Source organism: Streptomyces capitiformicae, assembly GCF_002214185.1.
Taxonomy (GTDB): Bacteria; Actinomycetota; Actinomycetes; order Streptomycetales; family Streptomycetaceae; genus Streptomyces; species Streptomyces capitiformicae.
Map to the genome: position 1 here is coordinate 6,569,045 of NZ_CP022161.1, position 22,050 is coordinate 6,591,094.

The 22,050-nt window shown below is 71.1% G+C and carries 23 protein-coding genes and 2 pseudogenes; 17 read left to right on the forward strand and 8 right to left on the reverse strand.

Translation table 11 applies throughout. The features are described from left to right. Positions 1-14: 14 nt before the first annotated feature. The 5 genes and pseudogenes from CES90_RS29240 to CES90_RS29260 form a co-directional block, all read left to right on the forward strand. A pseudogene (locus CES90_RS29240) lies at positions 15-524 on the forward strand (DUF1996 domain-containing protein); the annotation flags it as partial. Positions 525-666: 142 nt separating this feature from the next. Continuing rightward, positions 667-1,803, forward strand: a complete 1,137-nt coding sequence (locus tag CES90_RS29245) for a molybdopterin-dependent oxidoreductase (protein ID WP_189787091.1) — start codon at positions 667-669, stop codon at positions 1,801-1,803. Then, positions 1,800-2,210, forward strand: coding sequence for a hypothetical protein (locus CES90_RS29250; protein WP_189787092.1), 411 nt, complete (start codon positions 1,800-1,802; stop codon positions 2,208-2,210). The genes CES90_RS29245 and CES90_RS29250 overlap by 4 nt, the downstream gene beginning before the upstream one ends. A gap of 109 nt (positions 2,211-2,319) precedes the next feature. Further along, complete coding sequence (locus CES90_RS29255; RefSeq protein ID WP_189787093.1) at positions 2,320-2,937, forward strand: hypothetical protein; 618 nt, start codon at positions 2,320-2,322, stop codon at positions 2,935-2,937. Positions 2,938-2,990: 53 nt separating this feature from the next. After that, complete coding sequence (locus CES90_RS29260; RefSeq protein ID WP_189787094.1) at positions 2,991-4,043, forward strand: NAD-dependent epimerase/dehydratase family protein; 1,053 nt, start codon at positions 2,991-2,993, stop codon at positions 4,041-4,043. Positions 4,044-4,118: 75 nt separating this feature from the next. On the opposite strand, the gene CES90_RS29265 is transcribed toward CES90_RS29260, so the two are convergent. Further along, the gene (locus CES90_RS29265) at positions 4,119-5,231 is read right to left on the reverse strand and encodes a sensor histidine kinase (protein ID WP_189787095.1); all 1,113 of its coding nucleotides are present in this window, start codon (positions 5,229-5,231) and stop codon (positions 4,119-4,121) included. Beyond that, complete coding sequence (locus CES90_RS29270; protein ID WP_229914316.1) at positions 5,221-5,940, reverse strand: response regulator transcription factor; 720 nt, start codon at positions 5,938-5,940, stop codon at positions 5,221-5,223. Before CES90_RS29270 ends, CES90_RS29265 begins: the two co-directional genes overlap by 11 nt. Before the next feature lie 113 nt (positions 5,941-6,053). Between CES90_RS29270 and CES90_RS29275 the strand changes: the two genes are divergently transcribed. The 5 genes from CES90_RS29275 to CES90_RS29295 all read left to right on the forward strand — a co-directional run bounded on the left by CES90_RS29275 (position 6,054) and on the right by CES90_RS29295 (position 10,886). Then, positions 6,054-6,785 carry a glycosyltransferase family 2 protein gene (locus CES90_RS29275; protein ID WP_189787097.1) on the forward strand — a complete coding sequence of 244 codons (732 nt, stop codon included), beginning with the start codon at positions 6,054-6,056 and terminating at the stop codon, positions 6,783-6,785. Beyond that, positions 6,782-7,438: a TIGR04282 family arsenosugar biosynthesis glycosyltransferase gene (locus CES90_RS29280; RefSeq protein WP_189787098.1), complete on the forward strand. Its 657-nt coding sequence runs from the start codon at positions 6,782-6,784 to the stop codon at positions 7,436-7,438. The genes CES90_RS29275 and CES90_RS29280 overlap by 4 nt, the downstream gene beginning before the upstream one ends. Next, positions 7,435-8,286: a class I SAM-dependent methyltransferase gene (locus tag CES90_RS29285; protein ID WP_189787099.1), complete on the forward strand. Its 852-nt coding sequence runs from the start codon at positions 7,435-7,437 to the stop codon at positions 8,284-8,286. Before CES90_RS29280 ends, CES90_RS29285 begins: the two co-directional genes overlap by 4 nt. Next, positions 8,283-9,764, forward strand: coding sequence for a glycosyltransferase family 87 protein (locus tag CES90_RS29290; RefSeq protein WP_189787100.1), 1,482 nt, complete (start codon positions 8,283-8,285; stop codon positions 9,762-9,764). The genes CES90_RS29285 and CES90_RS29290 overlap by 4 nt, the downstream gene beginning before the upstream one ends. A 528-nt stretch (positions 9,765-10,292) precedes the next feature. Continuing rightward, positions 10,293-10,886 (forward strand): DM13 domain-containing protein, encoded by a 594-nt coding sequence (locus CES90_RS29295; RefSeq protein WP_189787101.1) that lies wholly within the window; start codon positions 10,293-10,295, stop codon positions 10,884-10,886. Between the two features lie 133 nt (positions 10,887-11,019). Here CES90_RS29295 and CES90_RS29300 read toward each other — a convergent pair whose 3' ends face one another. After that, on the reverse strand, positions 11,020-11,229 hold the full coding sequence (locus CES90_RS29300) for a hypothetical protein (RefSeq protein WP_189787102.1): 210 nt from the start codon (positions 11,227-11,229) through the stop codon (positions 11,020-11,022). Between the two features lie 288 nt (positions 11,230-11,517). Next, positions 11,518-11,772 (reverse strand): annotated as a pseudogene (locus tag CES90_RS29305) (IS110 family transposase); the annotation flags it as partial. 397 nt (positions 11,773-12,169) lie between these two features. Between CES90_RS29305 and CES90_RS29310 the strand changes: the two are divergent. Next, positions 12,170-12,703 carry a MarR family winged helix-turn-helix transcriptional regulator gene (locus CES90_RS29310; protein WP_189787104.1) on the forward strand — a complete coding sequence of 178 codons (534 nt, stop codon included), beginning with the start codon at positions 12,170-12,172 and terminating at the stop codon, positions 12,701-12,703. 241 nt (positions 12,704-12,944) lie between these two features. Next, positions 12,945-13,634, forward strand: a complete 690-nt coding sequence (locus tag CES90_RS29315; RefSeq protein WP_229914317.1) for a hypothetical protein — start codon at positions 12,945-12,947, stop codon at positions 13,632-13,634. Between the two features lie 206 nt (positions 13,635-13,840). On the opposite strand, the gene CES90_RS29320 is transcribed toward CES90_RS29315, so the two are convergent. Continuing rightward, positions 13,841-14,593: a DUF4142 domain-containing protein gene (locus tag CES90_RS29320; protein WP_189787105.1), complete on the reverse strand. Its 753-nt coding sequence runs from the start codon at positions 14,591-14,593 to the stop codon at positions 13,841-13,843. A gap of 408 nt (positions 14,594-15,001) precedes the next feature. Between CES90_RS29320 and CES90_RS29325 the strand changes: the two genes are divergently transcribed. The 4 genes from CES90_RS29325 (at position 15,002) to CES90_RS29340 (ending at position 17,920) form a co-directional block, all read left to right on the forward strand. Beyond that, complete coding sequence (locus tag CES90_RS29325) at positions 15,002-15,268, forward strand: helix-turn-helix domain-containing protein (protein ID WP_189787106.1); 267 nt, start codon at positions 15,002-15,004, stop codon at positions 15,266-15,268. Between the two features lie 249 nt (positions 15,269-15,517). After that, complete coding sequence (locus CES90_RS29330; protein ID WP_229914318.1) at positions 15,518-16,645, forward strand: tyrosine-type recombinase/integrase; 1,128 nt, start codon at positions 15,518-15,520, stop codon at positions 16,643-16,645. Between the two features lie 79 nt (positions 16,646-16,724). After that, on the forward strand, positions 16,725-17,639 hold the full coding sequence (locus CES90_RS29335) for a HipA family kinase (protein ID WP_189787107.1): 915 nt from the start codon (positions 16,725-16,727) through the stop codon (positions 17,637-17,639). After that, positions 17,636-17,920, forward strand: coding sequence for a SelT/SelW/SelH family protein (locus CES90_RS29340; protein WP_189787108.1), 285 nt, complete (start codon positions 17,636-17,638; stop codon positions 17,918-17,920). The genes CES90_RS29335 and CES90_RS29340 overlap by 4 nt, the downstream gene beginning before the upstream one ends. 2 nt (positions 17,921-17,922) lie before the next feature. Here CES90_RS29340 and aceB read toward each other — a convergent pair whose 3' ends face one another. Continuing rightward, the gene (gene aceB, locus CES90_RS29345; protein WP_189787109.1) at positions 17,923-19,548 is read right to left on the reverse strand and encodes a malate synthase A; all 1,626 of its coding nucleotides are present in this window, start codon (positions 19,546-19,548) and stop codon (positions 17,923-17,925) included. 121 nt (positions 19,549-19,669) lie between these two features. Beyond that, positions 19,670-20,302 carry a nucleotidyltransferase family protein gene (locus CES90_RS29350; RefSeq protein ID WP_189787110.1) on the reverse strand — a complete coding sequence of 211 codons (633 nt, stop codon included), beginning with the start codon at positions 20,300-20,302 and terminating at the stop codon, positions 19,670-19,672. Between the two features lie 224 nt (positions 20,303-20,526). Here CES90_RS29350 and CES90_RS29355 point away from each other — a divergent pair, with 224 nt between their 5' ends. Further along, on the forward strand, positions 20,527-20,841 hold the full coding sequence (locus tag CES90_RS29355) for a DUF5955 family protein (RefSeq protein ID WP_189787111.1): 315 nt from the start codon (positions 20,527-20,529) through the stop codon (positions 20,839-20,841). A gap of 348 nt (positions 20,842-21,189) precedes the next feature. On the opposite strand, the gene CES90_RS29360 is transcribed toward CES90_RS29355, so the two are convergent. Further along, positions 21,190-21,993 carry an IclR family transcriptional regulator gene (locus tag CES90_RS29360; protein ID WP_189787112.1) on the reverse strand — a complete coding sequence of 268 codons (804 nt, stop codon included), beginning with the start codon at positions 21,991-21,993 and terminating at the stop codon, positions 21,190-21,192. Positions 21,994-22,050: the final 57 nt, after the last annotated feature.

Below are 22,050 nucleotides of genomic sequence, written 5' to 3' on the forward strand. Positions count from 1 at the left end.
GAACGCCTCGCTCGGCGAACGACGCCTTCGCCGACAACGAGGACTGCGCGGCGGGTGAGACCACCTGCCGGAACCAGGGCGACAAATCGTCGTACTACTGGCCGGTTCTCCGCCTGCAGGACGGCACCCAGGAGTTCGACGCCGACCAGCCGGGCGGTGGCGCGGAGGGCAACGTCGGCAGGATCCTCACCGCGTCCGAGGTGACCCTGGAGTACGTGGGCAACCCGAGCAGCAAGGTCGTGGCGATGCCGAAGTTCCTGCGGATCATCACTGGAGACGCCAAGGCGTTCACCAACGGAACGGCCAACGCCAATGCGGCATGGAGCTGCACGGGCTTCGAGGACCGGCAGCTGACGGACAAGTACCCGATCTGTCCCGAGGGCAGCAGTCTGGTCCGGACGTCCAAGTTCCAGAGTTGCTGGGACGGTCAGAACATCGACAGCGCCAACCACCGTGATCACGTGGCGTTCGCCGACCCGGACACCGGTGCCTGCCCGAACGGCTTCCAGGCCATTCCGCACGTGACGGTGATCCGCTGAGCCACCGCCGGGCCTGTCTGCGGCCACCACGCATCGCAGGCAGGCCCACTTCCGTCAGGGATACGTCCGTGTTCTGTAAGGGGCTCGGGCGTTCCGAAGGGGCCTGGAAACGGGTGGGATGAGGTGTATGGAACAGCGTCTCTTTCCGCCGGTCTTCCGGGGCAGGCTGCACGATGCCCGGACGGCGACCTCGATCGGGCGGTGGCTCGGCATCGTCTTCGCGGTGTGCTTCGTCACCGGCCTGATCAGTCATGTGATGCAGCATCCGCCGGGATGGGCGGCCGGCGGCCTTCCCAGCCGCCCGGTGTGGGGCTACCGGCTCACGCAGGGGCTGCACGTCGCGTCCGGCATCGCGGCGATTCCCCTGCTGCTGGCCAAGTTGTGGACGGTGTATCCGCGCCTGTTCGCCTGGCCGCCGGTGCGTTCGGTGCGGCACGCGCTGGAGCGGCTGTCGGTGGCGGTCCTGGTGGCCGCGTCCGTCTTCGAGGTGGCCACCGGCCTGCTGAACACCGCCCAGTGGTATCCGTGGCCGTTCTCCTTCGTGCCGGTGCACTACGCCGTGGCCTGGCTGCTGGCCGGAGCTCTGGTGCTGCACATCGCGGTCAAGGCGCCCGAGATCCGGGCCCACTGGAGCCGGCGGTCGCCGGGGACACTGGCCCTGCCGGAGGGGGACGGGGCCGACCGGCGTTCGCTGCTGACCGCGGTGGCCGCGGCGGTGGGGGCGGTCACCGTGACCACCGTGGGCCAGTCCTTCACCCCGCTGAAGGACCTCGCTCTGCTCGCGCCCCGCCATCCGGACCACGGCCCCCAGGGATTGCCGGTCAACCGGACCGCCGCCGCGGCCGGCGTCGGTCTGATTCCGGCGGAGCGTTACCGCCTGACGGTCGCCGGACCGCGGGCGTACACACTGACGCTGGATGAGCTGCGCTCCCTGCCACAGCACGAGGCGGAGTTGCCGATCGCCTGTGTGGAGGGGTGGAGCAAGTCGGCGCGCTGGACGGGCGTGCGGGTCGTGGACCTGCTGGAGCAGGTGGGGGCCCCGCCGCACGCGCGGGTGCGGGTGGTGTCGTTGCAGACCCGGGGCGGCTACCGGGTCTCGGAGATGGGGCACGAACACGCCCGCGACCCGCTGACCCTGCTCGCGCTGCGCCTGAACGGCCAGGTGCTTTCCCCCGACCACGGGTACCCGGTGCGCCTGATCGCCCCGAACCGGCCCGGCGTGCTGCAGACGAAGTGGGTCGGCCGGCTGGAGGTTCTGTCATGAAGGTGAGCGTGCCGCGGGTGCTGGCCGGTGCGGCCGGTGTGGCACTGATGGGCGTCGGCGCGTCCTTGCTGCTGGACGTGCGCGACCTGACGGGTGTGCTGGTCTGGCTGGGCGGGGCGGTGGTGCTGCACGACGTCGTGATCGCGCCGGTGGTCCTGCTCGTCGGGCTGGTGCTCGTACGAGGTGGTGCGCGCGGACCGGTGCGCGGGGCGCTGCTGGTCGCGGGCGCCATGACGGCGGTGGCGCTGCCGGTGCTGCTGCGCCCGGGGAAGCCGGCCAACTCCTCGGTGCTGCCGCTGGATTACCCGCGCAACTGGCTGCTGGCGCTGGCGGCAGTGGCGGCGGTGACGACCCTCCTGGCGGCCGTGCGGGGGATCCGTGGCATCCGGCGGCGGCCACCTTCGTAAGTCCGACGCCACATGACGTCTGTAGCACCGTCCTGCGGGTGTCTTACGTGTGTCTTACGCATCGGCGGCAGCGGCGGTACCGGGCTCGGCCGGCCCCTACGGTGGCGCGATGCGAACCCTTCGTACGACCGCTCTGGTGACCGCGCCGCCCCTGTTGCTGGCCGTGGCGGGTCTGACGCATCCACGCCATCTGACGGCTGCGACGGCCGACCACTGGGCCGAACTGCACATCGTCCTGCTGCCCGCCTTCCCCCTCCTGGTCCTCGGCCTGCTGCTCCCGTTGTGGGGCAGGCCGGGGCGCGACGTGGAAGGCGCCCTGACCGTGCTCGCGTGGGCCGGATGCTTCTGCTACGCCGCCTACTACACCGGCCTCGACGCGGTGGCCGGAATAGGAGCCGGGACGGCGGCGGGCACGGGCGTGCGCGGGGTGGTGGGGCGGCTGTTCGCGACCGGCAATGATCTGGGCCTGACGGGGGTGTACGCGCTGGCGGTCGCCACCCTCGCCACGGGCCTGGTGCTGCTGCGGCGCCACGGTGCGCGGGTGCTGCCCGGCGTCGTGGTGGTGCTGGGGGCGTGCTGGTCGTTCGCCGAAAGCCACATCTTCTGGCCGCAGGGCGTGTTGACCATGCTCGGCTTCGCCGTGGGATTCGGCCTGCTGGTGGTGGCGTCCCGGACCGGTGGCGTCCGGCGGACGCGGGCCACGGCGGGAAGCCTTACGAACTCCTGACGGATCCCCGCCGCAGGGCCCGTGGGTGAGTGCGCGGCCGTAGCGTCGGGCGCATGTTGATCCTGGTCACTGGAGGTGCGGGCTTCATCGGCTCGCACATCGTCACCGCCCTTGCCGGCGCCGGGCACGAGGTGCGCGTGCTCGATTCGCTGCTGTCCGCCGCGCACCGTACGGCTCCGCCGATCCCGGACGGGGCGGACTGGTGGCACGCCGACGTCCGTGACAGGGAAGCGGTCGCCGCCGCTCTGCGGGGCGTGGACGCCGTCTGTCACCAAGCCGCGATGGTCGGGCTGGGCAAGGACTTCGCCGACGCTCCCGACTATGTGGGCTGCAACGACCTGGGCACAGCGGTGCTCCTGGCCGGGATGGCGCAGGCCGGCGTGGGCCGGCTGGTGCTCGCGAGTTCGATGGTGGTGTACGGAGAGGGACGCTACGAGTGCCCACGGCACGGTGTCGTACGGCCGGGGCCGCGCCGGGTGGCGGACCTGGAGGAGGGACGCTTCGAACCACCGTGCCCCACGTGCGACGACCCGCTCGTCCCGGGACTGGTGGCCGAGGAGGCGCCGGCGGACCCGCGCAACGTGTACGCGGCCACCAAGCTCGCCCAGGAGCATCTGTCGGCCGCGTGGGGGCGGGCGACGGGCGGCCGGGTGGCAGCACTGCGCTACCACAACGTGTACGGGCCCGGGATGCCGCGGGACACCCCGTACGCGGGCGTCGCCTCCCTGTTCCGGTCCGCGCTGGAGCGTGGTGAGGCGCCGCGTGTCTTCGAGGACGGCGGTCAGCTGAGGGATTTCGTCCACGTCCGGGACGTCGCCGCGGCCAACGCGACCGCTCTGGCAGGGATGGACGACCTGCCGGAGGGCGCGTTGCGGGCGTACAACGTGGGCAGCGGGCAGCCGCACACCGTAGGGGAGATGGCCGCCGCACTGGCCGCGGCGCACGGAGGGCCGAAGCCGGTCGTCACGGGGCAGTACCGGCTCGGCGACGTCCGGCACATCACCGCCTCCTCGCAGCGGCTGCGCGACGAACTGGGGTGGAAGGCGCAGGTTTCCTTCGCGGAGGGGATGGCGGAGTTCGCGACGGCACCGCTGCGGGCGGGCTGACGTTTCCGGTGCGGCTACCGCCCCGGACGCTGCCTGCTGATCCGTCGGGCCGGCCCTTCACGCAGTGTGGACCGCTCAGGCAGCCGCGGGAAGGTGGACCTCGAAGCGGCAACCGCCCGGTACGTTGCACACCGCCGCGCGCCCCTTGTGGGCCTCCACGATGCCGCGCACGATCGCCAGGCCCAGTCCTGCTCCGGCGGGCGGGGTGCGGGCGTGGGTGCCGCGCCAGCCGGTGTCGAAGACACGGGGCAGGTCCTCGGGCAGGATGCCGCCGCAGCCGTCGGTCACGGACACGACGACGCTGTCGGCCTGCCGGCGTGCGGAGACGGCGACCGTGCCGTCGGCGGGCGTCCGGCGGATGGCGTTGACCAGCAGGTTGGCCAGGACGCGGGACATCTCGCGGCCGTCGACCTCGATCGGCACGGGCTCGACCCCGGCTCCCACGAGCCGTACGCCGTGCTCCCGGGCCAGGGCGTCGGCACCCGCGATGGCGTCACCGACCAGGTCGTAGACCGAGATGCGGGCGGTGTTCAGGGCAAGGACACCGGCCTGGATACGGGAGAGTTCGAACAGGTCGCCGACCATGTCGCTCATCCGCTCGACCTCCGTGCGGATGCGGGCGTGGTAGACGCGTGGGTCGGCGACCATGCCGTCCTCCAGTGCCTCGGTCATCGCCTGCAGTCCGGCGAGGGGGGTACGCAGGTCGTGGGAGATCCAGGCGACCAGTTCGCGGCGGGAGGCTTCGAGGGCCTGCTCCCGTTCGCGGGAGGCGGCGAGTTTCGCACTCGTGGTGGCCAGCTCGCGGCTGAGCGCGGCGAGTTCGGCCGTGGGCGCGGCGGCGGGCGGAGTGAAGCTGCCGTCGTCGCCGAGAGCACGGGTGGCCTGGGCCAGGGCCCGGCTGCCCTTGACGACGCTGCGGCCGAGGACGAGGGCGACGGCCAGCGAGACGACGGCCGCCATGGAGCACACCATCGTCACGACCCAGAGATCATGCTCGGACAGGAACATCGCCCAGGCCACCAGCATCGTTCCGGCGAGCATCGCCGCGACCGTGACGGCGGCGACCACGGCCAGCGACAGCGTGACCGAGCGGTGGCGCAGCAGTCGCAGGGCCGCGGTGCCGAGCAGTCCGGCGGCGACTGCGCCGATCGCCGCGTACAGCGCGATCAGGAGGGTGTCATGCAGCATCGTCGGCTCCGTTCGTACCGGGGGCGTCGAAGCGGTAGCCCACCCCCCACACCGTGGTGATCAACCGGGGGTGCGCCGGATCGTCCTCGATCTTCCCGCGCAGCCGCCGCACGTGGACGGTCACGGTCGACAGGTCTCCGAACTCCCAGCCCCAGACCTTGTGCATCAGTTCCTCCCGGCTCGTGGCCCGCCCGGGGTTGCGCAGGAAGAACTCCAGCAGGTCGAACTCGCGGATGGTCAGGGCGAGTTCATCGCCGTGGCGGGTGGCGCGGCGGGCGGTGGGCTCCAGGGCGAGCGGCCCGGCCCGCAGCCATGCCCGGGCGGGGGCGGTCCGGGCGGCCGCCACCGCCCCGGCGCGGCGCAGTACCGACTCCACCCGCAGGACCAGTTCGCGAGGGCTGAACGGCTTGGTGACGTAGTCGTCGGCCCCGACCTCCAGACCGAGGATGCGGTCCTCCTCGTCGCCCCGTGCGGTCAGCATGATCACCGGCAGCGGGCCGTCCTCGCGGATACGGCGGCAGACCTCCAGCCCGTCCATGCCGGGCAGCATCAGGTCCAGCACCACCAGGTCGGGTGGCTGCGCGGTGGCTTTGGTCACGGCGGTGGGGCCGTCGGCGGCGACGTCGACGGCGAAGCCCGCCCGGTTCAGATAACCGGCGACGACCTCGGAGACGGTCGGATCGTCGTCCACGACGAGTACACGTTTCACATGGGGGAGTCTCGCACCGGTGTCCGGCCGGCGGCGGGAGCGGCTGTGGACGTCAGCGATCCGTAAGATCGCCAAATCCCTTATGTCCCTTTCGTGTTCGTAGGGTGAGTGGGGTGATCGAGACATCCCCTTCCACCCCTGCCCGGGTCGACGTGGTGCTGCCCTGCCTGGACGAGGCCGAGGCCCTGCCGTGGGTCCTGGACCGGATCCCTGCCGGCTGGCGCGCGATCGTCGTCGACAACGGCTCGACCGACGGCTCCGCGAACCTCGCCCGCGACCTCGGGGCGTACGTCGTCCACGAGCCGCGCCGCGGCTTCGGTGCCGCCTGTCACGCGGGCCTGACCGCCGCTACCGCCGACGTCGTCTGCTTCTGCGACTGCGACGCCTCCCTCGACCCCGCCCTGCTGCCTGAGGTCGCCGGCCCCGTCCTCGACGGCTCCGCCGACCTTGTCCTGGGCCGACGGCGGCCCACGAGCCTGGGCGCCTGGCCGGTGCACGCACGCCTGGCCAACCTGGAACTGGCCCGCCTGATCCGCCGCCGCACCGGACTGCGCCTGCACGACCTGGGCCCGATGCGCGCCGCCCGCCGCGAAGCGCTGCAGGCCCTGGACCTGACCGACCGGCGCTCTGGCTACCCGCTGCAGATGGTGGTCCGTGCCGCCGAGGCCGGCTGGCGGGTGACGGAGACGGACGTGCCGTACCACCCGCGCACCGGCCGCTCGAAGGTGACGGGCACCTGGCGCGGCACCTGGCAGGCAGTACGCGACATGCGCGCCGTCCTCGGCGAGCGAGTCGTCACGGCACCGGCGGTCCCGGCCACCACCGTCCCGGGAGGCGGACGATGAGCGCCCGGCACCAGGGCCGGGGTGCGGCCACCCTACTGGTCATCGCGAAGGAGCCGGTGCCGGGCCGGGTCAAGACCCGGCTCACGCCGCCCTACACGCCCCAAGAGGCCGCCTTTTTGGCCGAGGCCGCCCTCGCCGACACCCTCCACACCCTGCTCCGGGTCCCCGCCCGCCGTCGTCTCCTCGTCCTCGACGGGACTCCCGGACCCTGGCTGCCGCCCGGCTTCGACGTCGTACCGCAGGCGGACGGCGGTCTGGACGAGCGGATCGCGGCCGCCTTCGCCCGGTGCGAGGACAGACCGGCCCTTCTGGTCGGCATGGACACCCCGCAGCTCACTCCCGAGCTGTTGTCCGGTGTCGGCCGGGACGGTCACGACGCCTGGTTCGGTCCGGCCGCCGACGGTGGCTTCTGGGCGCTGGGGTTCGCCGATCCGGCGCGGGCGGGGTCGGTCGTCCGGGGGGTGCCGATGTCCACGGACCGCACCGGTGCGGTCCAACGGTCGCGCCTGGCCGAGGCGGGACTGGCGGTGGCCAATCTGCCGGAGTTGCGCGATGTGGACACCGCCGCCGACGCCGCACAGGTCGCCGCCTGCTGTCCGCCCGGCTCCCGCTTCACTACCGCCCTGGCCTCGCTCGCGGAGGTCGCCCGATGAGGGGGGCGGCGACCGGCCTGGACACCGCCGCAACGGGGCGGACAGAGCCGGCCACGACGGGACCGCGGCCGCAGACCCTGACGGCGCGCACGGCGCGGATCTCCACGCTGACACAACCTGCGGCCGCACCCGGCGAGCCGTGGACCGACGACCCCTATGCCCACGCCCTTCGCGTCGGCCGCGGCCCGCTGTTCCTGCGCCGCCTGTCATCCCCTGATCATCCGGACGGCCTCCGCGAGCGGCTGCTCCCACTGGATGTCGAGCGCTGGTGCGCACCCCCCGACGCCGCCGACACCAGCGTGCTGAGCCGCTGCACCGGTCCGGTCCTGGACGTCGGCTGCGGGCCAGGGCGTCTGGTGGCCGCCCTGGCCGCCCGCGGTGTACCTGCGCTGGGCGCGGACCTCAGCCCGGCGGCCGTCGCCCGGACCCGGCGCCACGGGGGTGCCGCCGTGAGGAGGTCGGTCTTCGACCGCCTGCCGGATGAAGGCCGCTGGGGCACCGTCCTTCTGATGGACGGCAACATCGGCATCGGCGGCGATCCGTTCGCCCTGCTCACCCGGCTGCGAGAACTGGTCGCCCCCGGCGGGTGCCTGCTGGCCGAGGCCGCCCCGCACGACGTGGACGAACGACTGACCGTCCGTGTCGAGGACGGCCGGGGACGGCACGGTCGGCCGTTCCCCTGGGCCCGTGTCGGCACCACCGCGCTGCTGTATGCCGCCGACGCCACGGGCTGGGTCCTGACCGGTCGGTGGACGGCTTATGGCCGCCCCTTCCTCGAACTCCACCGCCGGAAGCCGACGCACGGCGCCGCGCCGCCCACGGCCAACGGAAAGCACGCACGCCCATGATCGACACCGCCGCTACCCACTCGCCGCAACCCCTGCCGACCGAGCCTCCCCAAGGGCGGCCCCGACGGCCGCCGAGTCGCAGCAGCCGGCGCACACGTATCCGCGCCGCCTGCACCGCGGCCCTGCTCGCCGCACTCACCGCAACGGTCGTCGGCACACTCCACGCGGGGGACAACCAGGGCGAATCCGGCTATCTGCTGGCCGGTTACGCCGTCGCCTGGACCCTGTTCGCCGCAGCGGCCCGGACGGTGCGCAAGGTCCCGGCCCGCGCCGCGACCGGTCTCGTACTGGCCGGGTCGGCAGCCATCGCGCTGGCCGCGCTCGCCACCCCGCCCCGCACCAGCACCGACATGTTCCGCTACGCCTGGGACGGTCGCGTCCAGGCCGCGGGCATCTCTCCCTACGCGCACCCGCCGGCCGCCCCCGAACTCGCCCACCTGCGCGACGACTGGCTCTTCCCCCGCGAAGGCGCCTGCGAGGACTGGGGGGTGACCCGGACGGACAGCGGCCTGTGTGCCCGCATCAACCGCCCCACCGTCCCGACCATCTACCCGCCCGTCGCCGAGGGCTGGTTCTTCGCCGTGCACGCCGTCTCCCCACCGGACAGCCGCCACAAGCCGCTCCAGGTCGGCGGCGCGGTCCTGGCGCTCGGCACCACAGTCGCTCTTCTGGCCGTGCTGCGCCGTCGCGGAGATCCCCAGCGAGCACCGGCCCGAGCCGCCCTGTGGGCCTGGTGTCCGGCCGTCCCCTTCGAAGCGGTCAACAACGCCCACATAGACACCCTCGGCGTTCTGCTCACCGTCCTCGCCCTCGGCACCGCCACCGCCGGCGCACGCCGCGGTGCGCTCCTGGGCGCAGCCATCGCCGTGAAACTCCTGCCCGTCCTGGTCCTGCCCGGCGCCCTGTCCGGCCGGCGCAGTCCGAAACACATCGCGCGCCTGCTCGCGGCCGTCCTCGCCGCGGTCGCGCTCGCCTACCTGCCCTACGTCGCCGCCTCCGGCGCCGGCGTCCTCGGCTACCTCCCCGGCTATCTCCACGAGGAGGGCTACCAACCGGGTCACGTCCGACGCTTCGCCCTGCTGCGGTTGCTGTTGCCGGACGCCGCCGCCGGAGTGGCCGTGGTCGTGCTCCTCGCACTGACCGCCCTGTACGTATGGTTGCGCGGCGACCCCGCCCGCCCCTGGCGCGGCGCCCTGCTGCTGACCGGCACGGCCCTGCTGCTGGTCTCGCCCAACTACCCCTGGTACTCGCTGCTCGTCGTCGCTCTCGTGGCGTTGGACGGCCGCTGGGAATGGCTGACCGTCACCCTCGCAGGCACCGTTCTGTATCTCGCGGGAGGCATACTGCCCGGCTGGCCCCTTCAGGCACTTGCCTACGGTGCGGCTGTTCTGACCGTGGTCCTCGGCGCCTTCCTGCGCTCCGACCGGGCACGGCGGATGGTGCGACACCGACTCGGGCGGCTGTCGATCGCTGTGTGAGGGTGCGCCGTCGACCGGGTGCGGGTATCCCCGCCGGCGCGCCGCGCGAGGCACGTCCCTGTGCGCGTGTCGGGCGGCTGGACGGCAGCCGTCAGGATGATGGCGACGTGCCGGGCGACCGTTTGGAGGACATCGCAGGGCAGCTGCTGCGGGCAGTGACGGTGACGTAATCGGCATGATGGCGACGTGCCGGGCGACCGTTTGGAGGACATCGCAGGGCAGCTGCTGCGGGCAGTGACGGTGACGCAACCGGCATCGCGGCTACCGCACAGAAGGCCACCTTCGGGAGGACACCGTCAGCGAAGCCTCCCGGGTGCCCTCTGCCACGGCCACCGGCCCGGCCTTGGCCCGGCTGTCTTCGGGACGGGCCACCGGCTGTCCCCCCGTGCCTGACAAGAGCCGGGCACCTGCCCTCGACCGTATGCGCGGGTGCGCCGTAAGGGTTTCGTCATCTCCCTCGGGTACGGGAACGACCGCCCGGCCCGTTGAATGGGTGACGAAGGTCGACCGCAAAAAGGAGAGGCGGGCATGGCACGCGTACGGAAGCTGCTGGGCAGGCCGTTGGGCATCGGGGTGCTGGTGGTGGCGGTCGCCGTGGCCGGCTTCGGGCTGTACTGGTTCCAGCCGTGGAAGCTGTGGCAGGACCAGACCGTGGAGGAGGCCCTGCCCGCGGCCCAGGTGACCCCCGGGCCCGCCGAGGAGGAGCAGTCGACCACCCCGGGAGCCGCCGAGGCGGAGCCGTCCGAGGCACCCTCCTCCCCGGCCGGGCCCCAGACGCTGGCCAGCGGTGAGCTGATCAGCCATGAGCACGCGACCTCCGGCACGGTGAAGCTCGTACGGCTGGACGACGGCTCGCATGTCGTCCGACTGGAGAACCTCGACACGAGCAACGGACCGGACCTGCGGGTGTGGCTGACCGACGCGCCGGTGAAGGAGGGACAGGCCGGATGGCACGTCTTTGACGACGGCGAGTACGTCAGCCTCGGCAAACTCAAGGGAAACAAGGGAAGCCAGAACTACGCCATACCCGACAATGTCGACCCGTCCCGTTACACCAGCGTGAGCATCTGGTGCGACCGGTTCGACGTGTCCTTCGGCGCCGCCGAGCTCGGCCGCGCCTGACATCGGCCCCCTGGCCGCTCCCAGCCGATCACCGGCAGGGGGCGGCCCGCCGCTTTTGTTGCGGGCATGCCGTCCATATCAGGCCCGGGCCCTGCAGGGCGGAGATCCTCTCTCACCCTCCCGGCTGCCGGAGTCACCGGATCGCCTCCCCAGTGCTCCCGGTCGTCGCGCTGCGCTCACGTGGGTCGTTGCGGACGCGGTCGGCCTTTTCGACGGCGACCGCGTCCGGGCCGAATGACTGGAGGTTGTTCCAGTCGAGGGTGTGGTGTCTACGGCCGCGGGTCCTCAGACGCAGCCCGCGATGCGTGGCGGTGACGGTGCAGGCTGCGACCGTTCCCACCATCTCTGCTGTTGTGAGGTACATGACGGCCTTGCCCTGCGCCTGTGTGAAGAGGATCAGTCGCCCTCCTGCGGGTCGTGCCGGAGGTGGCTGCGCAGGCTCGCCGCTTCCGCACCGAACCCTCCCAGGTCGCCTGCGGGACGTCGGCCGCCGCAAGCTGTACGTCCACACCCGCCCGGCGGCCCGACGCGACGCCGGACAGGCGGAATAGGCCCCTGCCTCATGCGGACATCCGGGTCATGAATGTGCCCTGCAGGCGGCGGGCGGTCCGTGGTCGTCGGGTTGCTGACCGACGGTGAGGACCTGCTGGCCGTTGTCGGTCAGTAACGCGATCATCAGCGCGGCACCGCCGGCGTTGAGGTCGATCGCCCAGGTCACCGGGGCGCCTTCGCTCAGCTCCAGCACGTCGGCGATCAGCTTGAGCAGGGCGGTCTCGTCGTTGTCCACCCGCCGCGACAACAGACGCTTGCCGTCCGTGTCGAGCACCACGCAGTGATGCGCGGCCTTGCCCGCATCCGTACCGGCCCACAGTTCGGGCACGGCCACCTCTGAAGTCGTATCCGTTCACAGCCCAACAGACGACCTCGCCAGCGTGTCCTTACCAAGCGATCTTGTGCCGCGCATCCCAATGAGTGGTCGAGTCGTCGTGGGATGCCGAGCGGCCAATCCTTTCAAGCCACCAACAGGCGGACACCCACGAGCCACACCCAGCATCCCTGGGTCTTTCGATCCTACGAGTGACCGAAACCAACCCACCTACAACGTAAGGACCCCGACCCGCACAGCGCGCTGGACGCGCTGCGCGAGGACGTGCGGCGGCACGCGGCCGGGCCGCCGCACGACGACGCCGCGATGCTCCTGCTGCGCTACCACGGTCATGGAAAGGGAAAATCTGTTCCGACCGGTTGAGCGCGCGGGTGCCTCGGCGCGTAGAAAGGGAGGCATGGCGGAGCGTAAGACCCCTGTAGGGGGCGTGGACGATGTCGATGCGGTCACTCGTGCGGTGCTGACCGCGTCGCGGTTGTTGGTGGCGGTCTCGGCGCGGTCCCTGGCCGAGGTCGAGGAGCGGGTGACGCTCCCGCAGTTCCGCATGCTGGTGGTGCTGTCCACCCGGGGTGCCACCAAACTGGTCGTGCTCGCGGACCTGCTCCAGGTGGCGCCGTCCACCGCCATGCGCATGGTCGACCGGCTGATCGCGGCCGGGCTCGCCGACCGTCAGGTCAACCCGAACAACCGCCGCGAGACCATGCTCATGCTCACCGACGAGGGGCGGCGCACCGTCGCGGACGTCACCGCCCGGCGGCGTGCCGAAATCGCGGCGATCGTCGAGCGGCTCGCTCCGGAGCAGCGGGGGGCGCTCGTCGGGGCACTCACCGCGTTCAACGAGGCGGGCGGGGAGCCCCCGGCCCCGGAGGCGGACGACGCGGAGCCGTATCCGCTGGGCTGGATGGACACGACGGTGGGGCGTGGCGCCTGAGGACGAGTCACCGTCCGCCGCTCCCGCCAGTTGAACGCTGTTCGTGGAATTCCCGGCCCGCTTTGTGTCCCCCTTGACGAGTTTTGCATAATGCAAGGGAGTGGTGTCCGGTTGCCGGGGCCCGGCAGCATACGCCGCTCCCGGATGTGCTGCTGAAGGCGGTGCGGGTCGTTGGGTCAGCGCGCCACTATAAGGGCGCTGCGACTCGTGGACAGCGGACGACCCGGGGGTGGAGAAGCGCATGCCAAGACCGCGCCGGCGACCGCCCGTGGCGGAAGCGGGGCTGATGTCTCATCTGCGGACGACCGTGTGGGGGCCCGCGGAGTTCGTCGGCCTGCCCCCGCGACGGCTTCTCGCCGAGGGACTGTTCGCGGGGGTCCTGGCTGTCGTGGCGATCACCGGTGTGGGCGCGGTGGGGGCGTGGACCGGACGGACGGCCCTCGCAGGCGGGGAGGCCGGGCTGATCGTCGCCGTCGCGCTGGGCGTGTATCTGCTCGTCACCGGGGCCGGACGGGCGCTGGTCGGGATCGTCGCGGTGCTCGGGGCGTGCCTGGCGCTGCTGACGCCGCAGGCCGCCGCGGGACTGGTGCTGGAACAGCGGGGCCGGGTGCAGCCGGTGGTGGTGACCGCGGTCGAGGGCGGACCGGGCGTCGGCATCGGGCACGGGCGCTACCTGTGCTCGGTGGCCAGCCCAGAAGGCGTCCCCCTCAGTACGAGGATCTGGCGGGGCTGCGGACAGTCGACCAGGCCCGGGGACGCGCTGGAGGTCGTGTACGACCCCGAAGGCAAGGTACCGCCCCGAGGCGTGGACCCCGAGGCCGAGCGCGGGCGATTGGCCGGCGTCGCCGCCCTGGCGTGCGCACTGGTCGCCGGGTGCGCGGTCGCGGTCGTACGCTCCTTCCGGCTGAGTCCCGCCTCCTCGTCGCCCTGAGACCCCTGGGAGACCGCTGAAGATCTTGCTCCGGCTGCCCGACTCACCCCGGATTGCCGGTAAATGTCAATCGCCATCAACCAGGGCAAGCCGGGCGCATTTTCAAGACCTTCAGGACGCTTCTAGCCGACCGCAGCCGGACTCGTACCCCCGTCGATTTCGCCTATTGAGGACGAGGCTGCGGCGGTGAACCTGGCGGCCGCGTGTCACTCCGACGGCGGCGGAGCGGGTGTCGGGCTGGCCGTAGGGGCGGCGGTCTGTACGTCCAGATCCGGGCGCGGCTTCAGGACGACCACCGGGGCGCCCGGCTGGGGCACGGGCGGGGTGGCCTGCTCTGAGGGGAGTTTCGGGGGGTTGGTCTGCTGGTAGTTGACCTGGTCGTGGTTCACCAGCCCTGTCTTCTCCAGCACGGTGATGTGGTCGAGCACGGTGTCGTTGGCGAGGTCGGCCAGCGCGCGCACCAGGGTGTTCCGGGTGCTGGCGCGGATCTTGGCGATGGTCGGGAAGATCTGACCGTGCGTGACGCGCATGATGGTGACCGCAGTGGAGTCGAACTCCTTGCCGGTGGCCGCGTCGACGGTGGCCACGAACTGCTGCTGTTGCGGGCTCGCCTGGTTGTTGAGGGTGATGTTCAGCTCGGGAGCGATCTTGCGGCACATCTCGTCGAGCCCGGCGTGCCCGACGACCAGGTGCTCGCCGGCCTCCTTCATCTCCGGCGTCGTACCGCGTTCCATGGCCATCTCGCCGAGCGGGTATTCCCACAGCCCGGCGGAGCGGACCTTGATGACGAAGTCCCGGTCGGCCTCGGTCAGTGGGCCGTATGGCGTGTTGGCGATGATCCGCTCCGAGCCTGTGGCCGTCTTCTCGACGCCCAGCATGGCGGGGTAGGCGAGCGCGGCGACGGTCAGCACTAGACCGCCGCTCATGAAGATCGCTCCGATGTTCCACGTACGGGGCATGGCAGCTCCTGGCAGCGGGTGGCCGCTCGGGCGGGTTCGACGTGGTGCGCCGGACCCGCCCGAGCGGCTGGGTCGCCAGGGGGTACGGATGAGAGCGGCGAATGAATCATTGCGCTAGGTAAAATTTGCAGTGTGCTCGGCGCGGGCGCTCGGGCAACACGGCGCGGACGGCTCCGACCTGCGAGAACGCGATAGAACGGTCCCTCAACCCACCTGCGCCCAAGCGGCTTTGGAGGGGACCCTCCCCGTGCGTCGCCTCGAAGCCGCCCTCGCCCTTCCTGAAGTGGGCGAGTCGACGACCGCTGAGCGCCGCCGTTAGCGCTGCAGCCTGCCCGGACCTCTCGCGCTACATCACCAACGGCGAGGGGGCAAATCCGCTCCTTGCTCCGGCAACCCGCGCCCGTTGCCATGGGTGCAACACGTGCCGCGTTCCTCAGCGTGAAGGACGCCGCCGAGTACCTCGGTCTATCACCGCACACGCTCTACGTCTGGCGGCACCGACGGCAGGGACCGCCGAGCTTCCGCATGAGGCCTCGTGGTCGCGTCATGTTCCGGCGGGAAGCCCTCGACGCCTGGTTCTGTGAACAGGAGCAGGCTGACTCCCGCTCCAACACCGTCCTGAACCCGGTAAACGCGACTCCGCAGCAACGGTTCAGTCGTACCGCCAGCACCTGAAGCGCCAGGCGCCGTAGAGCGCCATTTCGCCTTCGACAAGGAGGCTCCCCTGGCCGGCTACATCGAAGACCGCTGGATCAAGAAGAAGGACCCGATCACGGGGAAGAGGAACGAACCGCTCGCTACGGCAAGGGGAAGCGGTACAAGGTCGCCGGCATACCCGGAGTCCGGGACCGCTCTTTCGACACCCTGGAAGACGCCAAGGCGTGGCTACGTCGGGCGGCCACCGACGAGGAGCGTGGGGAGTTCGTGGACCCGCGCGATGGATCCATCACGCTGGCCGACTACATCGCCTCGCACTGGGCGCCGGGCCGAGGCGGTGTTCCGAAGACGCAGGACAACCAGGAGCGCAGGGCGCGCCATCATATCGTTCCGCATCTGGGCGAACTCCCACTCCGGAGCATCACGGCGGCCGAACTGCGTGCGTACGTAGCCAAGTTGGAGACGGCAGTCTCTTCGGTCGACTACCGGCGCGGCATCTTGTCCGAGCTGTCGAGCATTCTGGAGGCTGCCGTCGACGACAAGCAGCTCGCCAGGAACCCCATGCACGCGAAATCCGTGCGCTGGCCGAAGGCGCCGAAGGAGCGACGGGAAGCGTGGCCGCTGGAGAGAGCGCTCCGAGTCCGTGATGGGATCAGTTCGCGGCATCGGATAGCCGTCGTGGTCGGACTGGGGTACGGACTTCGGCAGGCCGAAGTCTTCGCTTTGAGCCCGGAGGACATCGACTATGCCCGAGGAGTCCTCCACGTTCGTCGCCGAGTGCAGACGATCAAAGGGAGATTGCACTTCGCCTTGCCGAAGGGGGTGAAGACGCGCATCGTCGACATGCCCTCCTCGGTGGCCGACGAGCTGAAGCGTCACGTCGAGGCGTTCCCGCCGGTGGAGGTGGAGCTTCCGTGGGGGACGCCAGAGGCGGACAAGCAGCGGAAGAAGTTCTCCCTCCTGCTCACCACCCGATTCGGCAACGCCGTGGCGGTGAACGCGTGGAATACCTACACCTGGAAGCCGCCGCTGGCCAAGGCCGGCGTCATTCCGCCGCGCGCCAAGGGTGCGAAGGACTGGCAGTGGGAGGCGGCGCCGAAGGACGGCTTCCACGTGCTGCGGCACACCTACGCCTCGATCATGCTGGAGGCGGGGGAGTCCGTGGCGACGCTGGCACGATGGCTCGGGCACTCCTCCCCGGCTGTCACGCTTGGTTACTATGCTCACTTCATGCCGGAAGCCGGAAGCCGGAAGCCGGAAGCCGGAAGCCGGAAGCCGGAAGCCGGAAGCCGGAAGCCGGAAGCCGGAAGCGAGGGGCGCACCGCCATTGACGGACTGCTGGGGACGGGGGACGAGCATGCCGGCCGAAGCTCCCCAGATTCTCCCCAGGGCTGAGCGGGGAGGTTTTCCCGGATTGCACCGCGTTGGAGCTGGCCGTGAAATGTAAGGCGATCGAGCTATGGGGCCTTTGAAGATGATGAGAGAGGTTAGCGTAACCCGCTATATCGCGCCCCTACGCTCCGGCGGCTCCGTCCCCGGAATCGTCGAGGCGGACGACGACGGCACGTACGTCGTGAAGTTCACCGGCTCCGCGCAGGGACACAAGGCGCTGGTCGCCGAGGTGATCGTGGGGGAGCTGGCGCGGGCGCTGGGGCTGAGGTTCCCCGAGCTGGTCCTCGCGCACTTCGACCCGGCGATCGCCGAGCACGAGGCCCATCAGGAGGTACGGGAACTCCATGGCGCGAGCGCGGGCCTCAACCTCGGCATGGACTATCTGCCGGGCGCGAAGGACTTCACGCCGGAGGTCGCGAAGGAGTTCCGGGTCGACCCGCTGGAGGCGGGCCGGATCGTGTGGCTGGACGCCCTCACGGTCAACGTCGACCGCACCGTCCACAGCTCGAACCTGATGATCTGGCCCACGTTCGGCACCGTACCTCCGCGCCTCTGGCTGATCGACCACGGCGCGGCCCTCGTCTTCCACCACCGCTGGGACGCCTCGGACCCCGCGAAGGCCTACGACTTCCGCCACCACGCCCTCGGCCACTACACCCCCGACGTCCGCGCGGCCGACGCCGAGCTGGCGCCGAAGGTGACGGAGGAGCTGCTGCGGGGGATCGTGGCGGAGGTCCCGGACGCCTGGCTGACCACCGAGGACGGGTTCGTGTCACCCGACGAGGCGCGCTCGGCGTATGTGAACTACCTCCACGCGCGCGTGCGGGCTTCCGCCGCCTGGCTCCCCACCGACTTCCCCTCCCGGGAGGAACTGGCCGCCGAGGAGGCCCTCCGCGCGGCGAGGACACAGCGAGGCCGCCCGAACTGGCTCAAGCGGGTCCCCGACCTGCACGGCAAACCGGCGGCGGAACAGGATTGGTCGGTGCATCTGGGATGAGCGACGTTCAGCGCGTGGAGATCGAGTACTGCACGCAGTGCCGGTGGCTGCCGCGTGCCGCCTGGCTGGCCCAGGAGCTGCTGACCACCTTCGAGACCGAACTCACCGAACTGGCCCTCAAGCCGGGCAAGGGCGGCGTCTTCGTCGTCCGCGTGGGCGACGAGGTCGTCTGGGACCGTCGCGAGCAGGGCTTCCCGGAGCCGACGGCCGTCAAGCAGGCCGTACGCGACCGAGTGGCCCCGGGAAAGTCCCTGGGCCACTCGGACAAGCCTGCTTCCTAGGGTCAGCCCTTCAGCTGCTCGTACGCCGGCAGCGTCAGGAAGTCGACGTAGTTCTGGTCGAGCGAGACCTCCAGCAGCAGGTCGTGGGCCTGCTGCCAGTGGCCGGCGCTGAAGGCCTCCTCGCCCAGCTCCGCGCGGATGTTCGCCAGCTCCTCCGCGGCGACCTTGCGGGCCAGCTCGGGCGTGGCCCGCTCGCCGTTCTCGAACTCGACGCCCGCGTTGATCCACTGCCAGATCTGGGAGCGGGAGATCTCGGCGGTGGCCGCGTCCTCCATGAGGTTGAAGATGGCGACCGCGCCGAGGCCGCGCAGCCAGGCCTCGATGTAACGGATGCCGACCTGGACGGCGTTGACGAGACCGGCGTAGGTCGGCTTGGCGTCCAGCGAGTCGATCGCGATCAGATCGGCCGCGTCGACGTGGACGTCCTCGCGCAGGCGGTCCTTCTGGTTCGGCTTGTCGCCGAGGACCGCGTCGAAGGAGGCCATGGCGATCGGGACCAGGTCGGGGTGGGCGACCCAGGAGCCGTCGAAGCCGTCGTTCGCCTCGCGGTCCTTGTCGGCCTTGACCTTCTCGAACGCGACCTTGTTGACCTCTTCGTCGCGCCGCGACGGGATGAAGGCCGCCATGCCGCCGATCGCGTGCGCGCCGCGCTTGTGGCAGGTGCGGACGAGGAGTTCGGTGTACGCCCGCATGAAAGGGGCCGTCATCGTCACGGCGTTGCGGTCCGGGAGGACGAACTTCTCGCCGCCGTCACGGAAGTTCTTCACGATGGAGAAGAGGTAGTCCCAGCGGCCGGCGTTCAACCCCGAGGCGTGGTCGCGGAGTTCGTAGAGGATCTCCTCCATCTCGTACGCGGCCGTGATCGTCTCGATGAGGACGGTGGCGCGGACGGTGCCCTGCGGGATGCCGACGTAGTCCTGGGCGAAGACGAACACGTCGTTCCAGAGGCGGGCCTCCAGGTGCGACTCGGTCTTCGGGAGGTAGAAGTACGGGCCCTTGCCGAGGTCGAGCAGCCGCTGGGCGTTGTGGAAGAAGTACAGGCCGAAGTCGACGAGCGCGCCGGGGACCGGCTTGCCGTCGGCGTCGACGAGGTGGCGCTCGTCGAGGTGCCAGCCGCGCGGGCGCATGACGACCGTCGCCAGTTCCTCGTTCGGACGCAGGGCGTACGACTTGCCGGTCCGCGGGTCGGTGAAGTCGATGTTCCGGGTGTACGCGTCGGCCATGTTCACCTGGCCGAGGACCACGTTCTCCCACGTCGGCGCCGAGGCGTCCTCGAAGTCCGCGAGCCAGATCTTCGCGCCGGAGTTGAGGGCGTTGATCGTCATCTTGCGATCGGTGGGACCGGTGATCTCGACGCGGCGGTCGTTCAGGGCGGCCGGCGACGGGGCCACCTTCCAGGAGTCGTCGGCGCGGATCGCGGCGGTTTCCGGGAGGAAGTCGAGCGTGGAGGTGCGGGCGATCTCGGCGCGGCGCTCCGCACGGCGGGCGAGGAGCTCGTCACGCCGGGGCGTGAACAGCCGGTGCAGCTCGGCCACGAAGGCGAGGGCCGCTTCCGTGAGGACCTCGTCCTGGCGGGGCAGGGGCTCGGCGTCGACGATGGCCAGCGGGGACGGCGCTGGTGCGGACATGAGCTGTCACTTCCTTCGGCGGGGGCGCTTCTAAAAAGTGGATACTAGTTTCCTCATGGTGGAAGTTCAATCTTTTGTTGATGTCGAGATGATTCGGGTCGATGCCACGAGGTGGACGAGCTCATTCGAGGTGGACGAGGTCGGTCTCCGTGTCGATGTCGTACGGCCGCGCCACGTCCCCGCACTCGACGAGCGTGATCGCGTCGCCGTGGGCCCTCAGATACGCGCGTGCCCCTCGGTCGCCGGTGGCGGTCGCCGCGATGCCCGCCCAGTGATCGGCGCCGAAGAGAACGGGGTGGCCCCGCTCGCCGTCGTACGCCGCCGCAGCGAGCGACGCGCCCGACTCGTACGCGCCGAGCACGCGGGCCACGGCCTCCGGTCCGATTCCCGGCTGGTCGACGAGCGAGACCAGGACGGCCTCGGCGCCCGTCCCGGCCAGCGACCCCAGTCCGGCCCGCAACGACGAGCCCATGCCCTCGGTCCAGGACGGGTTGTCCACCAGTACGCAGCCGGACAGGTCGGCCCGGGCGCGTACGGCTGCCGCCTCGGCGCCCAGGACCACATGGATCCGCGAGCAGCCGCCTGCCCGCAGCACCGCGACCGCGTGTTCGACCAGAGGCCGGCCGCGGTGGGGCAGCAGGGCCTTCGGCCGTCCGCCGAGGCGCCGACCGCCGCCGGCGGCGAGCAGAAGCCCGACGACCCCGACGGCCTGGTCCGTGGCCTGCCCCCTGCCGGGGCGTGTGTGGTGCGTCATGCCCCCTGCATACCCGACCCGGCGCGGGAGCGCCCCCGTCCGGGGGCGGTCCGGTGTGATCTCGACGGACTGAATTTCGGTCCGTGGAGTGGCGCTCGCCACACTGTTGGCGTTTACTGTCCCGCGCCACCCCGGCGCCCGACCGACGCCACGGGGTGGTGGGGCGTGCGACGGCGTACGACCGGGGCTCGCGCACAAGGGTGTGCGTGAGAGGGGGGAGAGCTGTGTTGCGGAGCTTGGGGCAGACGCCAGTGACCGGCAGTGACGAGGATCCGAGGGTGACGGAGCTGCGCTCAGCCGTGTCCCGGCTGCGGCGCGAACTCGCCGCGCATCCCGCCGAGTTCCCCGACCGGGTCATCGCCGAGGACGAGTTGGCGGCGCTCGCCGCGATGGCGGTCAGTGGGATGCCCGAGGTCCCTCGTCTACGGCGGTCCCTGCTGCTGATCGCGGGTTCCATCGGCTCGGTCAGCGCGCTGTCTCGCGGCCTGGCGGACGTGCGCACGGCGGTGGAGCTGTTCGGGGAGCCGCCGCGGCGGTGAATCCGTCCCCACCTCCCGTGCCGCAACTGGGGCCCGCCGTCGATCTGCCGCTGCAGGTCGGCGACCTCACTCTTGGTCAGACCTGCCTTTTTCGCCAGGGCCGCGATCGTGCTCTGGAGTTCGGTCGATGCGGACGTCGGCCCTGCCGGACCGAGCACGGCCATGGCGGGGCCTTCCGCCCGGCACGCCGAGAGCACGCTCCCCCACTCTCGGCTTCGCTCGAGCGGGAGGGGCCCCATGCCGCCGCCCGGCCCGCCCTCCGGCCGGACGACGGGACTTTCGCAACACGCCCTAGCCATATGTAAGGGCAATTTCGATGACCCTTTTCTGGACTCTTCGGCTAACTCATCAGTTGTTCGTGCCCGAGCTTGCCAAGGCCTCCGAGAGTTCCGCCGCCACCTGTTGCAGTACCGGCACGATGCGTTCCGTCGCGGTCTCCGTGACGCGGCCCGCCGGCCCGGAGATCGAAATCGCCGCGGCGGTGGGGGAGTTGGGGACCGAGACGGCGAGGCAGCGGACGCCGATCTCCTGCTCGTTGTCGTCGACCGCGTACCCGAGGCTGCGGACGTCGTCGAGCGCCGCGAGGAAACCGTCGGGTGTCGTGATCGTCTTCTCCGTGGCGGCCGGCATGCCCGTACGGGCCAGCAGGGCGCGCACCTCGTCGGCCGGGAGTTCGGCGAGCAGCGCCTTGCCGACGCCCGTGGAGTGCGGCAGCACCCGGCGGCCCACCTCGGTGAACATCCGCATCGAGTGCTTGGACGGCACCTGGGCGACGTACACGATCTCGTCGCCGTCGAGGAGTGCCATGTTCGCCGTCTCGCCGGTCTCCTCGACGAGCCGCGCGAGGTAGGGCCGGGCCCAGGTGCCGAGCAGTCGGGACGCGGACTCGCCGAGGCGGATGAGACGGGGGCCGAGGGCGTAGCGCCGGTTGGGCTGCTGGCGTACGTAACCGCAGACGACCAGGGTCCGCATCAGCCGGTGGATGGTCGGCAGGGGCAGTCCGCTGCTCGCGGACAGTTCACTGAGGCCGACCTCGCCGCCGGCGTCCGCCATCCGCTCCAGCAGATCGAAGGCGCGCTCGAGGGACTGGACACCGCCACTGGACGAGGACGACTTGGCGGAGTCGGTGGTGCTGGCGCTGGACGTCGGCACGGGCGCGGGTCCTTTCGATGTGGCAGGCAGGGACGCAGCCTACCGGGCAGTTCGTTG